Source organism: Streptomyces sp. NPDC043876 (genome assembly GCF_056435825.1).
Genome location: NZ_JBWKDV010000002.1, coordinates 13564 through 26834, shown reverse-complemented (window position 1 = coordinate 26834; position 13271 = coordinate 13564). Strand labels below are relative to the sequence as shown.

General features: G+C 71.4%; 8 protein-coding genes. 3 read left to right on the top strand and 5 right to left on the bottom strand.

Annotated features, from left to right (window positions below; genetic code table 11):
- Positions 1 to 100: 100 nt before the first annotated feature.
- The 3 genes from AC0693_RS05275 to AC0693_RS05265 form a co-directional block, all read right to left on the bottom strand.
- Positions 101 to 5119 (bottom strand): NAD-glutamate dehydrogenase, encoded by a 5019-nt coding sequence (locus AC0693_RS05275; RefSeq protein WP_478801012.1) that lies wholly within the window; start codon positions 5117 to 5119, stop codon positions 101 to 103.
- Positions 5120 to 5499: 380 nt separating this feature from the next.
- Positions 5500 to 6171, bottom strand: coding sequence for an HAD family hydrolase (locus AC0693_RS05270; protein WP_469317636.1), 672 nt, complete (start codon positions 6169 to 6171; stop codon positions 5500 to 5502).
- 86 nt (positions 6172 to 6257) lie between these two features.
- Positions 6258 to 6758: a DUF6912 family protein gene (locus tag AC0693_RS05265; RefSeq protein ID WP_478801011.1), complete on the bottom strand. Its 501-nt coding sequence runs from the start codon at positions 6756 to 6758 to the stop codon at positions 6258 to 6260.
- A 332-nt stretch (positions 6759 to 7090) separates the two neighbouring features.
- On the opposite strand from AC0693_RS05265, the gene AC0693_RS05260 reads away from it, so the two are divergent.
- Positions 7091 to 7492: an Rv3235 family protein gene (locus tag AC0693_RS05260; protein WP_356413883.1), complete on the top strand. Its 402-nt coding sequence runs from the start codon at positions 7091 to 7093 to the stop codon at positions 7490 to 7492.
- Between the two features lie 128 nt (positions 7493 to 7620).
- Here AC0693_RS05260 and secA read toward each other — a convergent pair whose 3' ends face one another.
- A complete protein-coding gene (gene secA, locus AC0693_RS05255) occupies positions 7621 to 10401 on the bottom strand; it encodes a preprotein translocase subunit SecA (protein ID WP_468463129.1) in 2781 nt (926 codons plus the stop codon).
- Positions 10402 to 10629: 228 nt separating this feature from the next.
- Between secA and AC0693_RS05250 the strand changes: the two genes are divergently transcribed.
- Positions 10630 to 11217: a GNAT family N-acetyltransferase gene (locus AC0693_RS05250; RefSeq protein WP_469333283.1), complete on the top strand. Its 588-nt coding sequence runs from the start codon at positions 10630 to 10632 to the stop codon at positions 11215 to 11217.
- Between the two features lie 63 nt (positions 11218 to 11280).
- The gene (locus AC0693_RS05245; RefSeq protein ID WP_469333282.1) at positions 11281 to 12447 is read left to right on the top strand and encodes a winged helix-turn-helix domain-containing protein; all 1167 of its coding nucleotides are present in this window, start codon (positions 11281 to 11283) and stop codon (positions 12445 to 12447) included.
- 55 nt (positions 12448 to 12502) lie between these two features.
- Here the strand turns inward: AC0693_RS05245 and AC0693_RS05240 are convergent, their stop codons facing one another.
- Entirely contained in the window at positions 12503 to 13228 is a 726-nt protein-coding gene (locus AC0693_RS05240) for a response regulator transcription factor (protein WP_356413894.1), read from the bottom strand.
- Positions 13229 to 13271: the final 43 nt, after the last annotated feature.

Below are 13271 nucleotides of genomic sequence, written 5' to 3'. Positions count from 1 at the left end.
CAGGGAGAGCGCCACGACGGGGAGGGCCCCGGGACCGGATTCCGGTCCCGGGGCCCTCCCCGTCATCTGCCCGCCGGGCGCCGCGGCGCCCGGCCCGGGTTCAGCTGTGCGTCCGCAGCAGCGAGCGCATCGTGCGCATCGCCACGGACAGGTTCGCCAGGTCGAAGTCGTCCGAGCTCTTGATCTCGTCCAGGGTGGACCGAGCGCGGCCGAGGATCGCCGCGTTCTTCTCCTCCCAGGCCTTGAAGCGCTCCCCGGGAGTGGCGGAGCCGTCGCCGACCGCCAGCACGTCGGCGGTCATCGCCGCGTGCGCGGCGAACAGGTCCTCGCGGATGGAGGCGCGGGCCATGGACTGCCAGCGGTCGCCCCGCGGCAGTTCGATGATCCGGTCCATCAGCTGGGTGATGTCCAGCCGGTCGGCGAGGTCGTAGTAGACCTCGGCCACCTCCAGCGGGCCCGTGCCCGTGCGGTCGGCGATCGCGACGATGTCGAGCGTCGGGAAGGCCGAGGAGAACCCGGCCACCTTGGCGGCCAGGTCCGCCGGGACGCCCTCCCCCGTCAGCTCGTCCACGATCGAGGCGTACCACTCGGCGTCGGCGCCCCGCACCAGCTTGGGCAGCTCGGACCAGACCTGCGTGACGCGCTCGGCGAAGAAGGCGATGGTCTCGGTGATCTGGAGCGGCTGCGGCCGGTTGTTGAGCAGCCAGCGGGTACCGCGCTCCACCAGCCGGCGCGAGTGCAGCCGGATCCGGGTCTGCACATCGGCCGCGACCTTGTTGTCCAGCGCCTCGACCGCGTCCCACACCTCGGCCAGCCCGAAGATCTCGCGAGCCGAGAGCTGCGCCCGGACGATCTCCTCCAGGGAGGCCCCCGTCTCCTCGCGGAGCCGGTGCAGGAAGGTCGAACCACCGCTGTTGACGGTGTCGTTGACCAGGATGGTCGTGATGATCTCGCGGCGCAGGGCGTGCGCCTCGATCTGCTCGGGGAACTTCTCGCGCAGGGCGCCCGGGAAGTAGTCGTGCAGCAGCCGGTTCAGGTAGGGGTCGTCCGGCAGCCCGGTGCCGATCAGCTCGTCCGCCACCGTGATCTTGGTGTAGGCCAGCAGGACGGCCAGCTCCGGCTGGGTCAGGCCCTTGCCGTTGTTCAGCAGTTCGCGGATCTGCCGGTCGGTGGGCAGGAACTCCAGCGGCCGGTTGAGCAGCCCCTCGCGCTCCAGGCGGCGCATGAAGCGCTGCTGGGCGTGGAGCAGGCTGGGCGCCTGGGCGGCGCCGTTGGCGAGCGCCACGTTCTGCGCGTAGTTGTTGCGCAGCACCAGGTGGCCGACTTCGTCGGTCATCGCGGCGAGGAAGGTGTTGCGCTGCTTGACGGTCATGTCGCCGTCGGAGACCACCGCGTTCAGCAGGATCTTGATGTTCACCTCGTGGTCGGAGGTGTCCACGCCGGCGCTGTTGTCGATGGCGTCGGTGTTGATCTTGCCGCCCTCGCCGCCCGCGCCGAGGCGGGCGAACTCGATCCGGCCCAGCTGGGTCAGGCCGAGGTTGCCGCCCTCGCCGATGACCCGGGCGCGCACGTCCTGGCCGTCGACGCGGATGGCGTCGTTCGCCTTGTCGCCGACGTCGGCGTGGGTCTCCGCCGTCGCCTTGACGTACGTACCGATGCCGCCGTTCCACAGCAGGTCGACCGGGGCCTTGAGGATCGCCTGCATCAGCTCGGCCGGGGTCATCTTGGCGGTGGTGGCGTCGATGCCGAGCGCCTGGCGCATCTGCGGGGTGACCGGGATCGCCTTGGCGGTGCGGGGGTGGACGCCGCCGCCCGCCGAGAGGAGCGAGGTGTCGTAGTCGGCCCAGGAGGAGCGCGGCAGCTCGAACAGGCGGCGGCGCTCCGCGAAGGAGGTGGCCGCGTCCGGGTTCGGGTCGATGAAGATGTGCCGGTGGTCGAAGGCGGCGACCAGGCGGATGTGCTCGGAGAGCAGCATGCCGTTGCCGAAGACGTCACCGGACATGTCACCGACGCCGACCGTGGTGAAGTCCTCGGTCTGGGTGTCGTGGCCCAGCTCGCGGAAGTGCCGCTTGACGGACTCCCACGCGCCGCGGGCGGTGATGCCCATGCCCTTGTGGTCGTAACCGGCGGAGCCGCCCGACGCGAAGGCGTCGCCGAGCCAGAACCCGTAGGACTCCGCGACGGCGTTGGCGATGTCGGAGAAGGTCGCGGTGCCCTTGTCGGCGGCGACGACGAGGTAGGTGTCGTCCTCGTCGTGGCGGACGACGTCCTGCGGGGGCACGACCTCGCCCGCGACGAGGTTGTCGGTGATGTCGAGCAGCGCCGAGATGAAGATCTTGTACGAGGCGATGCCCTCGGCGAGCCACGCGTCGCGGTCCACCGACGGGTCCGGCAGGTTCTTGGCGACGAAGCCGCCCTTGGCGCCGACCGGGACGATGACGGTGTTCTTCACCATCTGTGCCTTGACCAGGCCGAGGATCTCCGTACGGAAGTCCTCGCGCCGGTCGGACCAGCGCAGACCGCCGCGGGCGACCTTGCCGAAGCGCAGGTGGACGCCCTCGACGCGGGGCGAGTAGACCCAGATCTCGTACGCCGGGCGAGGCGCGGGGAGGAGGTCCAGCATCGCCTGCGGGTCGAACTTCATCGACACGTAGGAGTGCGGCTGACCGGTCTTCGTCGTCTGGAAGAAGTTGGTCCGCAGGGTGGCCTTGATCAGCGTCAGGAACGCCCGCAGGATGCGGTCCTCGTCCAGCGAGGCGACCTGGTCCAGGGCGCCCTCCAGCTCCTCCAGCATCGCGTCGATCAGCTCGGTGCCGGCGGACTGGCGGCCGGGCGACATGCGCGCCTCGAAGAGCGAGATCAGCAGCCGGGTGGTGTGGACGTTGTTGCGGAGGGTGTCCTCCATGTAGTCCTGGCTGAAGGTGGAACCGGCCTGGCGCAGGTACTTCGCGTACGCGCGCAGCACCACCGCCTGGCGCCAGGTGAGCCCGGCGCTGAGCACCAGGGTGTTGAAGTTGTCGTTCTCCGCGTCGCCCTGCCAGACCGCGGCGAAGGCCTGCTGGAAGCGCTCGCGCGCGTCGTCGCCGACGTGGTCGTGGCTCCCCCCGGAGGCGGGCAGGCGCAGGCCGAAGTCGTAGATCCAGGCGTGCGTGCGGTCGGCGCAGCGCAGCTCGTAGGGGCGCTCGTCGGTGACCTCGACGCCCAGGCGCTGCAGGACCGGCAGCACGGCGGACAGGGAGACCTGCTCGCCCTGGCGGTAGATCTTGAAGCGGCGCTCGCCGGGGCCCGCGCCGACCGGCTCGTACAGCGAGAGGTCGAAGTCGCTGGCGCTGGCGGACAGCCGTTCCAGGCGGACCAGGTCGGCCACGGCGGCGCGCGGCGAGTGGTCGGCCTTGTAGCCCTCGGGGAAGGAGCCGCCGTAGCGGCGCAGCAGCTCGGCGGCGCGCTCCTCGCCGCACTCGGCGGTCAGCGCCTCGCCGAAGCCGTCGGCCCAGGAGCGTGCGGCCTCGACCAGGCGGGCCTCGATGCGCTCGGCGTCGGCGTCGGTGAGCGCCGGCAGCTCGGTGCCCTGCGGGACGCGGATGACGAAGTGGATGCGGGAGAGGATCGACTCGGTGTTCCAGGCGGTGAAGTCGACGCTGGTGCCGCCCAGTTCCTCCTTGAGGATGTCGATCAGCCGCAGCCGGACGCTGGTGGTGTAGCGGTCGCGGGGCAGGTAGACCAGGGCCGAGTAGTAGCGGCCGTACTCGTCCTGGCGCAGGTACAGCCGCAGCCGGCGGCGTTCCTGGAGGTACAGGACGGAGGTGGCGATGGCGCGCAGCTGGTCGACCGGGGTCTGGAACAGCTCGTCGCGCGGGTAGGTCTCCAGGATCTGGAGCAGGTCGCGGCCGTCGTGGCTGCTCGGCGCGAAGCCGGCGCCTTCGAGGACCTCGACGACCTTGCGGCGGATCACCGGGACGCGGCGCACGGACTCGGTGTAGGCGGCCGAGGAGAACAGGCCGAGGAAGCGGCGCTCGCCGATGACGTTGCCCTCGGCGTCGAACTTCTTGACGCCGACGTAGTCCAGGTAGGAGGGCCGGTGCACGGTGGAGCGGCTGTTGGCCTTGGTCAGCACCAGCAGCTTGTGCTCGCGCGCCTTGGCGCGGGCGTCGGCGGGCAGCCGGTTGAAGGACGGCGAGACCGGGTGGCCGTCGTCCTGGCCGCTGTGGTGCGGGTCGGAGCGCAGGATGCCGAGGCCGGTGCCGGGTACGGCGGCCAGCGCGTCCCCGTCGACCAGGTTGTACTCGCGGTACCCGAGGAAGGTGAAGTTGTCGCCGGCCAGCCAGCGCAGCAGCTCCCGGGCCTCGTCCAGCTCGTGCTCGGGCAGGTCGGTGGCGGTGTGCTCGGAGGGCAGCTCTTCGGCGATGCGGCGCGCGGCGTCGCGCATCTTCTCCCAGTCCTCGACGGCCTCGCGGACGTCGGACAGGACGCGGAGCAGATCGGCGGTGATCTGCTGGAGGTCGGCGCGGTCGGTCTCGCGGTCGATCTCGACGTGGATCCAGGACTCGACGAGGGAGTCGTGGGGGCGCGCGGTGGCGGGGCCGAGGGCGTCCGGGGTCCCGGAGGGACTCGTTGAGGGGTGGCGGTCGGGCGACGGGTGGGCGCAGTCGGAACCGAGGATCTCGATCAGCTTGCCGGTGACGTCACGGCGGACGACGACCTGCGGGTGGATCACGACGTGGATGCCGCGGCCCTGGCGGGACAGCTCGTTGGTGACGCTGTCGACGAGGAAGGGCATGTCGTCGGTGACCACCTCGACGACGGAGTGGCTGGAGGTCCAGCCGTTCTCCTCGACCGTGGGGGTGTGGACGCGCACGCGGGCCGTGCCCTGTGGCCGGTTCTCGGCGAGCCGGTAGTGGGAGAGCGCGGCGCCGAAGACGTCGACCGGGTCGCGGTCGGTGAGGTCCTCGGGTGCGGTGTGCAGGTAGTAGCGCTGGAGGTAAGAGAGCGTCGTGTCCTTGCCGGGACGCCCCCTTTGCTCGGACCCAGTCGGAAGTAGCCCCCCGGCCGGGCTGTTCTCAGCTACCCGGGCCGCCCGTACGAGCAGCTCGGCCTTTGCTTCGTCCAGCTTGGTCTGCATGTCCTCTGGCTCCTGTCGCGCGCCATTGCGTGACGTAGGTGAAGGAAGAATCGACATAGCGCCGCGAGGCGGGATGTCCGTTCGGGATCGACGCTATGCCGTCGTATGAGCCGGGCGGGGCGGAACGGGCCATTCTCGGCCACGTGCCCCGGCGGCGGGGATCAGCGATGGCCCGGGCACGATGGTGCGCCGGGCGCGGGCCGGAGGCTTCAGTGCCTCCGAGGACTATCGCGCTGATCACGGGACAAGGCTATCTCGCCTCACCCCCGGCCCGTCATGAGCTGTATGTGTACAAAACCGGGGGTGGAACTTTGACACTCTGGACAGCGACGCGGCCCCCACCTGCGTGCGGGGACCCTTCCGGGGGCTCTTAAACGCCGTTATCCGGCCAATTCGCGAGCTGTCCGGACCGCCTCCGCCAGCGTGTCGACGACCGGGACTCCGGCTGATTCCAGACTGCGGCGGCTGTGCGAACCGCCGGTGTAGAGCACCGCCAGCGCGCCCACGTGAGCGGCGGCCAGGGCGTCGTCCACGGCGTCTCCGATGAGGACCGTACGGGCCGCCCGCACGCCCGTCCCCTCCAGGGCCGCCATGTGGCGTACCAGGTGCACGGCCTTCGAGGTGTGAGAGGGCCCGACGCGCCCGTCGACGCGCAGGAAGTGCCCGTGGATGCCGTGCCGCCGGACCAGGGGCACCAGCTTCTCGTGCGGCGCCAGGGACAGCAGGGACTGGGTGAGCCCGGCGGTCCGCCAGCCGTCCAGCAGCTCGCGCGCCCCCTCGGCCAGCCCGGCGGCGTCGGCCGCGGCCCAGTAGTGCCGGTGGAAGGTCTCGTCCATCAGGAGCCACTCGTCGTCCGTGGGCAGCCGTCCCATCAGCCGCTCGTAGAACTTCGGCACGGGGACGACGTACAGCTCGCGGTAGCGCTCCAGGGTGATCGGCTCGAAGCCCAGTTCGGCGAAGGAGGCGTTCGTCGCGGCCATGACGGCGTCGATGTCGTGGAGCAGCGTGCCGTTCCAGTCCCAGACGATGTGGGCACCGCCGGCGTCGCCCACGGCGCTCACGCTCGCCACCTCGGCCACGGCTATCACGTCGGTCACCGCCGTCACCTCGGTCACCGCCGTCCCCTCGCTCACGCCGGTCACGTGAGCAGCCCCGGGATCTCCTGCACCCCGAACCACAGCAGGTCGTGGTCCTCGGCGCCGTCCACCGTGAACTGCGCGTCCACGTCCCCCGCGTCGGCGGCGGCCACGGCGTCCGCGGCGGCGCTCACGTCCGCCTCGGCGTCCGGCGCGTCCACGTGCACGGCGGCGGCCACGCCCAGGCGCACGGCGGCGGCCAGGGACACCTGGCCGAGGGCCGCCTCGTCCACACCGGGGATCGCGGAGGCGGCCTTGTCGTCGACGTCGAGCGCCACCACGACGCGCTTGCGGGGCGCGGCGGGGTCCTGGGCGATCAGGCGCAGGGAGGCGATCGCGGCCCGGTTCAGGGCCGCGTACTCCAGCTCCTCGATGTCGTCCGAGACGTACCACTCGCGCAGGCCGGGCGTGACGGCGTACGCCCGCAGGGGGGCGGGGCCCAGCTCGCCCGCCTTGTGCGCCTCGGCGAGCCCGGGGAGGGTCAGGGGGACGTACACACGCATGGCCGGCTGCTTTCGGTAGTCGGGAACGCCCTCAGGATACGACCGCGGTACGGGTTCCCGGCGGCCCCCCGGGCCAACTCCCGGGGCTCCGTCCGGCGCAGGGCCCGGTCCCCTTTCGGGGTGCCGCCCGCGGCGCCGGGCGCGTCCACGGCGGCGGGGGCGCGCGGCCGCCGCGCGGGGGCGGGCGGCGCGGCGGCGCCCCTGATAGGCGAATGCCGCGCCGGCCGGGACCGGGCCGCCGGCCCGTTGCGGCGGCGGGCCGGGCGCCCGTACAAGGTCCCCAACAAGTTACCGCCCGGTACAGCCGGGCCCGGCCACTTCGGGGACGCGCCATGACCAGCACGCGGAGCACCACCCGCCCTGCGGGACGCCACGACCAGCGGCGCCCGCCGAGCCCGCCCCGCGGGGCGCGGCCCGGCCCGCACCACTGGTTCGCGGAACGCCTCCTGGCGGTCCTCAGCGGCCGGCGGCCGGTCCACTGCCTGCTCGGCCACACGGTCGGCCCCGCGTACGAGCAGCTGGTCACCCTGGCCACCCCGGCGGGCCCCTTCCGGGACCACCTGCGCCCGGTCCTGCGCCAGTGCGGCCGCTTCCACCCCGGCCCCGGCGTGATCGAGGCCTTCGCGCGCATCGCCACGGGCGACCGCGTCACGGCGATGGCCTTCCGCCTGGAGCAGGGCCAGGACCTGCGCTGGCGCTGCGCGGCCGTGGAGGTCTCGGGACCCCGGCCCTGAACCGCTCCCGGCCCGCGACCCTTGCGCACCCGCGCACGCACCAGGGGCCGGACCCCGCGCCACAGCACGGTGTCCGGCCCCTGTACGACCCCTGTGAGCCCCCGGAGGGCCCGCGGCGGGTGCGGGTGCTACTTCTTGCGGCGACGCCCGCCGGACGCCTTCTGCGCCTTGCGGCGCTCCGCCCGGGTCATCCCGTCGCCGGAGGCCTCGGCCCCGTCGGCGTCGAAGTCGCCCTCGACCACACCGCCCTCGCCGTCCACCGTGGGAGCGGAGAAGTGCAGCCGGTCCGGACGCTGCGGCGCGTCCAGGCCCTTGGCCCGGATCTCGGGCTTCGCCAGGGACGGACCCGCGTCCTGCACCGGAAGCTCCTCGACCTGCTGCTCGACCTGGACCTCCAGGTTGAACAGGTAGCCGACGGACTCCTCCTTGATGCCGTCCTGCATGGCGTTGAACATGTCGAAGCCCTCGCGCTGGTACTCGACCAGCGGGTCCTTCTGGGCCATCGCGCGCAGGCCGATGCCCTCCTGCAGGTAGTCCATCTCGTACAGGTGCTCGCGCCACTTGCGGTCCAGCACCGAGAGGACCACGCGGCGCTCCAGCTCGCGCATGACCTCCGAGCCGAGCTGCGCCTCGCGCGCCTCGTACTGCTCGTGGATGTCGTCCTTGACGGACTCCGCGATGAACTCGGCGGTGATCCCGGCGCGGTCGCCCGCCGCCTCTTCCAGCTCCTCGATGGTGACCTTCACCGGGTAGAGCTGCCGGAAGGCGCCCCACAGGCGCTCCAGGTCCCACTCCTCGGCGAAGCCCTCGACCGTCTCGGCCGTGATGTAGGCGTCGATGGTGTCGTCCATCATGTGCCGGATCTGCTCCTGGAGGTCCTCGCCCTCCAGGACCCGGCGGCGCTCGCGATAGATGACCTCGCGCTGGTTGTTGAGCACCTCGTCGTACTTCAGGACGTTCTTGCGCGTCTCGAAGTTCTGGGTCTCGACCTGCGACTGCGCGGACGCGATCGCCCGGGTCACCATCTTGTTCTCGATCGGCACGTCGTCCGGCACGTTGGCCATCGCCATGACGCGCTCGACCATCTGCGCCTTGAACAGGCGCATCAGGTCGTCGCCCAGCGACAGGTAGAAGCGGGACTCGCCCGGGTCGCCCTGACGGCCGGAACGGCCGCGCAGCTGGTTGTCGATGCGGCGCGACTCGTGCCGCTCGGTGCCGAGGACGTAGAGCCCGCCGAGCTCCTTGACCTCTTCGAACTCGGCCTTGACGGCCGCCTCGGCCCGGGTGAGCGCCGCGGGCAGGGCGTGCGCCCACTCCTCGATGTGCTCTTCCGGGTCCAGGCCCTGCTGGCGCAGCTCGGCCTCGGCGAGGTCGTCCGGGTTGCCGCCGAGCTTGATGTCGGTACCGCGGCCGGCCATGTTCGTGGCGACCGTGACGGCGCCGCGGCGGCCCGCCTGGGCGACGATCGAGGCCTCGCGCTCGTGCTGCTTCGCGTTCAGCACCTCGTGCGGGATGCCGCGCTTGGAGAGCTGCTGCGAGAGGTACTCGGACTTCTCGACCGAGGTGGTGCCGACCAGGATCGGCTGGCCCTTCTCGTGCTTCTCGGCGATGTCGTCGACGACGGCGGCGAACTTGGCGACCTCGGTGCGGTAGATCAGGTCGGCCTGGTCCTTGCGGACCATGTCCCGGTTGGTCGGGATCGGCACGACGCCGAGCTTGTAGATCTGGTGGAACTCGGCGGCCTCGGTCATGGCCGTACCGGTCATGCCCGACAGCTTCGAGTACAGGCGGAAGAAGTTCTGCAGGGTGATCGTGGCGAGGGTCTGGTTCTCGTCCTTGATGTCCACCCCTTCCTTCGCCTCGATCGCCTGGTGCATGCCCTCGTTGTAGCGGCGGCCCGCGAGGATGCGGCCGGTGTGCTCGTCGACGATCATGACCTCGCCGTCGATGACGACGTAGTCCTTGTCGTTCTTGAACAGCTCCTTGGCCTTCAGGGCGTTGTTCAGGTAACCGACGAGCGGGGTGTTCACCGACTCGTAGAGGTTGTCGATGCCGAGCCAGTCCTCGACCTTGGCGACACCGGCCTCGTGGATGGCGACGGTGCGCTTCTTCTCGTCGACCTCGTAGTCGCCGGTCTCCTCGATGCCCTTCAGCGGCTGGCCGGGCTCGCCCTTCTTCAGGCGGGTCACCAGCTTCGCGAAGTCGCCGTACCACTTGGTGGCCTGGTCGGCCGGGCCGGAGATGATCAGCGGCGTACGGGCCTCGTCGACCAGGATCGAGTCGACCTCGTCGACCACGGCGAAGTTGTGGCCGCGCTGCACCAGCTCGTCCTTCGACCACGCCATGTTGTCGCGCAGGTAGTCGAAGCCGAACTCGTTGTTCGTGCCGTAGGTGATGTCCGCGTTGTACTGCTCGCGGCGCTGCGCGGGCGACATGTTCGCCAGGATGCAGCCGACCTCCAGGCCGAGGAACTTGTGGACGCGCCCCATCATCTCGGAGTCGCGCTCGGCCAGGTAGTCGTTCACCGTGATCAGGTGGACGCCCTTGCCGGACATGGCGTTGAGGTAGGCGGGCAGGGTGCCGACGAGGGTCTTGCCCTCACCGGTCTTCATCTCCGCCACGTACCCGAGGTGGAGTGCGGCGCCGCCCATGATCTGGACGTCGTAGTGCCGCTGGCCGAGGACGCGCTTGGCGGCCTCGCGCACCGTGGCGAATGCCTCGGGCAGCAGGTCGTCCAGGCTCTCGCCGTCCTGGAAGCGCTGCTTGTACTCATCCGTGAGCGCCCGCAACTCGGCGTCGGAGAGGTTGACGAAGTCCTCTTCGATGGAGTTGACCTGGTCCGCGATGCGGTGCAGTTTGCGCAGGATCTTGCCTTCGCCTGCACGCATGAGCTTGTTGAAGACGGACACCGAGGTTTGTCTCCTTGCCGGTCGGGCCTGGGCACTGTTCGTACACGGGCACGGCAGGTGGACCCCACCGCAACGGCCATCGTAAGCGAGGACGTGGTCACGCCGGGAGGTCCGCCGTATCCGCAGGGCGGCTGGCACCCGCAAGGAGAACGGACGGGGAGCACGGAAGGTGCCGGTGTGCGGTGAAAACTGTTCGCCCGCCGACCCGCCGCCGCGCAGAATCACCGGATGGAACCGAGCACGCTGACCACCGGACGCCTGGTACTGCGCCCGCACCTGCCCGCCGACGCCGCAGAGGTGCACGCGGCCTGCCAGGACCCCGCCATCCAGCGGTGGATACCCGTGCCCGTGCCCTACGGGGTCAAGGACGCCGAGACCTACGTGGGCGAGACCGTGCCGCGCGGCTGGCGCGAGGACACCGAGTACAACTTCGCGGTCCGGCTCGGCGCGGACGGCCCGCTCGTCGCCACCCTGGGCGTGCACCCCCGCGGCCCGTACGCGCACGAGATCGGCTACTGGTCCGTGGCCGCCCACCGCGGCCGCGGCTACATGACCGAGGCCGTCACCGCCGTCGCCCGCTGGGCCTTCACCGAGGCCGGCTGCGTGCGGCTGATCTGGCGCGCCGGGATCGGCAACGACGCCTCCCGGGCCGTCGCGGAGAAGTGCGGCTTCGTGGTCGAGGGCGTGCAGCGCGCGGGCATGGAGCACCGCGAGACCCTGCGGGACTGCTGGACCGGCGCCCTGCTCCCCTCCGACCTGGGCCTGCCCTCCCGGCTGCCGTACCTGCCCTCGCCCCGGGCGGCCTCCCGGCGGTAGCCGGGGGCGTCCGGATCCCCCGGCCCGGCGGCGTTGTCAGTGGCGCGTCCTAGGCTGCGGGGCATGACCTCCGCCACCGTGTCCCTGTCCGCCGCCGAGGCCCGGCGGATCTCCCTTCGGGCGCAGGGCTTCCTCGGCGCCCCCGACCGCCGGGGCGGGGTCCGCGGGGTCCTGCGCCACCTGGGCGCCGTACAGCTGGACACCATCTCGGTGCTGGCCCGCTCGCACGAGCTGATTCCGTACGCGCGCCTGGGCGCGGTCGGCCGGCCCGCGGTGGAGGCCGCGTACTGGTCGGGCAACCACGCGTTCGAGTACTGGTCGCACGCGGCCTGCATCCTGCCCGTCGAGGAGTGGCCGCACTTCGCGTTCCGCCGCCGCGCCCGCAGGGAAAAGGGCTACCGCTGGCACATCCTGGCGGAGAAGGACCGTTCGACGAAGGCGGTCCTGGACCGGCTGCGCGCGGAGGGCCCGCTCACCTCCACCGAGCTGGGCGGCGCGAAGAACGGCGGGGAGTGGTTCGAGTGGTCCGAGACCAAGATCGCGGTGGAGTGGCTGCTCGACATCGGCGAGGTCGTCTGCACCGAGCGCCGCGGCTGGAAGCGCGTCTACGACCTGCCCGAACGGGCGGTCCCGCAGGCCCTGCTGCACGACGACCTGAGCGACACCGAGTGCCTGCGCCGCCTCGTCACACTCGCCGGGCGGTCCCTGGGCGTCGGCACCCGCAGTGACATCGCGGACTACCACCGCCTGAAGAACGACCAGTTCGACGCGGTGATCGCGGACACCGGGCTGGTCCCGGTCGAGGTCGAGGGCTGGTCCAAGGCCGCCTGGGCCGACCCGGCCGCCCTGGCCACCGCCCCGCGCGGGCGCCACCGTACGACGCTGCTCTCGCCCTTCGACTCGCTCGTCTGGGAACGCCCCCGGACCGAGCGGATCTTCGGCTTCACGCACCGGCTGGAGGCGTACGTACCGAAGCCGAAGCGGATCCACGGCTACTTCGCCATGCCGCTGCTGGCGGGCGGCCTGCTCCAGGGCCGGGTCGACCCGGCCCGCGAGGGCACGACGCTGGTGGCCCGCCAGCTCTCCCTGACCACCCCGGCCGCGGCCCGCCCGATGGCCGAGGCGCTGCGCGAGGCGGCGTCCTGGGTGGGCTGCGACGAGGTCCGGGTGGACCGGGAGCGCAATCCGGTGGAGGCCGCCGCCGTCACCGCGGAGCTGGCCGCGCTGTAGGCCGCCGCCCGGGGTCCACGGGTCGGGTGGGTCGGCGGGTCCGGGGGGCGGCGGGTCAGCGGATTTCGAGGATCTTCTCCCGCATCGCGTAGACCACGGCTTCCATCCGGGAGTGCAGCTGGAGCTTCTCCAGGATGTTGCGGACGTGGTTCTTCACCGTGTTCTCGGAGATGAACAACTCCTTCGCGATGTCACGGTTGTTCATGCCGGTCGCCACCAGCTTGAGCACCTCCAGCTCGCGGTCCGTCAGCCGCGGCGCGGGCACCAGCCGCCGCTCGTCGGTGCGCTGGATCATCGACTTGAACTCGGTCAGCAGCTTGGAGGCCATGGACGGGCTGATCTGCGACTGCCCGTCGGCCACGGCGCGGATCGCGGTGGCGACCTCGTCCGTGGAGATCTCCTTGAGCAGGTAGCCCGTGGCCCCGGCCTTGATCGCGTCGTAGAGGTCGGCCTCCTCGTCGCTGATCGTCAGCATGATGATCTTCGCGGAGGGGGCGACCTCCTTGATCGAGGTACAGGCCTCGATGCCGCCGCGCCGGGGCATCCGCACGTCCATCAGCACGATGTCCGGCAGCAGGTCCGCGGCCTTGTCCACCGCCTCCGCGCCGTCCCCGGCCTCGCCGACGACCTGGATGTCCTCCTCCTGCGCGAGGACGATCTCCAGTCCGCGCCGGAAGAGCGCGTGGTCGTCGACCACGAGGACACGGATCGGTTCACCGCCCGGGCCCGTCCGGCGGTCCGCACCGTCGTCACCGCGCACCGGTCCGAAGCTGTCCGCCATCGTTCCTCCCCCTGCAAGGCCGTGGCCCGAATTCATGTGCCGC

What these genes read in the sequence shown, in the direction of transcription:
- AC0693_RS05275 (WP_478801012.1), bottom strand. Translation starts at nt 5,119, where the DNA reads ATGCAGACCAAGCTGGACGAAGCAAAGGCCGAGCTGCTCGTACGGGCG.
- AC0693_RS05265 (WP_478801011.1), bottom strand. Translation starts at nt 6,758, where the DNA reads ATGCGTGTGTACGTCCCCCTGACCCTCCCCGGGCTCGCCGAGGCGCAC.
- AC0693_RS05260 (WP_356413883.1), top strand. Translation starts at nt 7,091, where the DNA reads ATGACCAGCACGCGGAGCACCACCCGCCCTGCGGGACGCCACGACCAG.
- AC0693_RS05250 (WP_469333283.1), top strand. Translation starts at nt 10,630, where the DNA reads ATGGAACCGAGCACGCTGACCACCGGACGCCTGGTACTGCGCCCGCAC.
- AC0693_RS05245 (WP_469333282.1), top strand. Translation starts at nt 11,281, where the DNA reads ATGACCTCCGCCACCGTGTCCCTGTCCGCCGCCGAGGCCCGGCGGATC.
- AC0693_RS05240 (WP_356413894.1), bottom strand. Translation starts at nt 13,228, where the DNA reads ATGGCGGACAGCTTCGGACCGGTGCGCGGTGACGACGGTGCGGACCGC.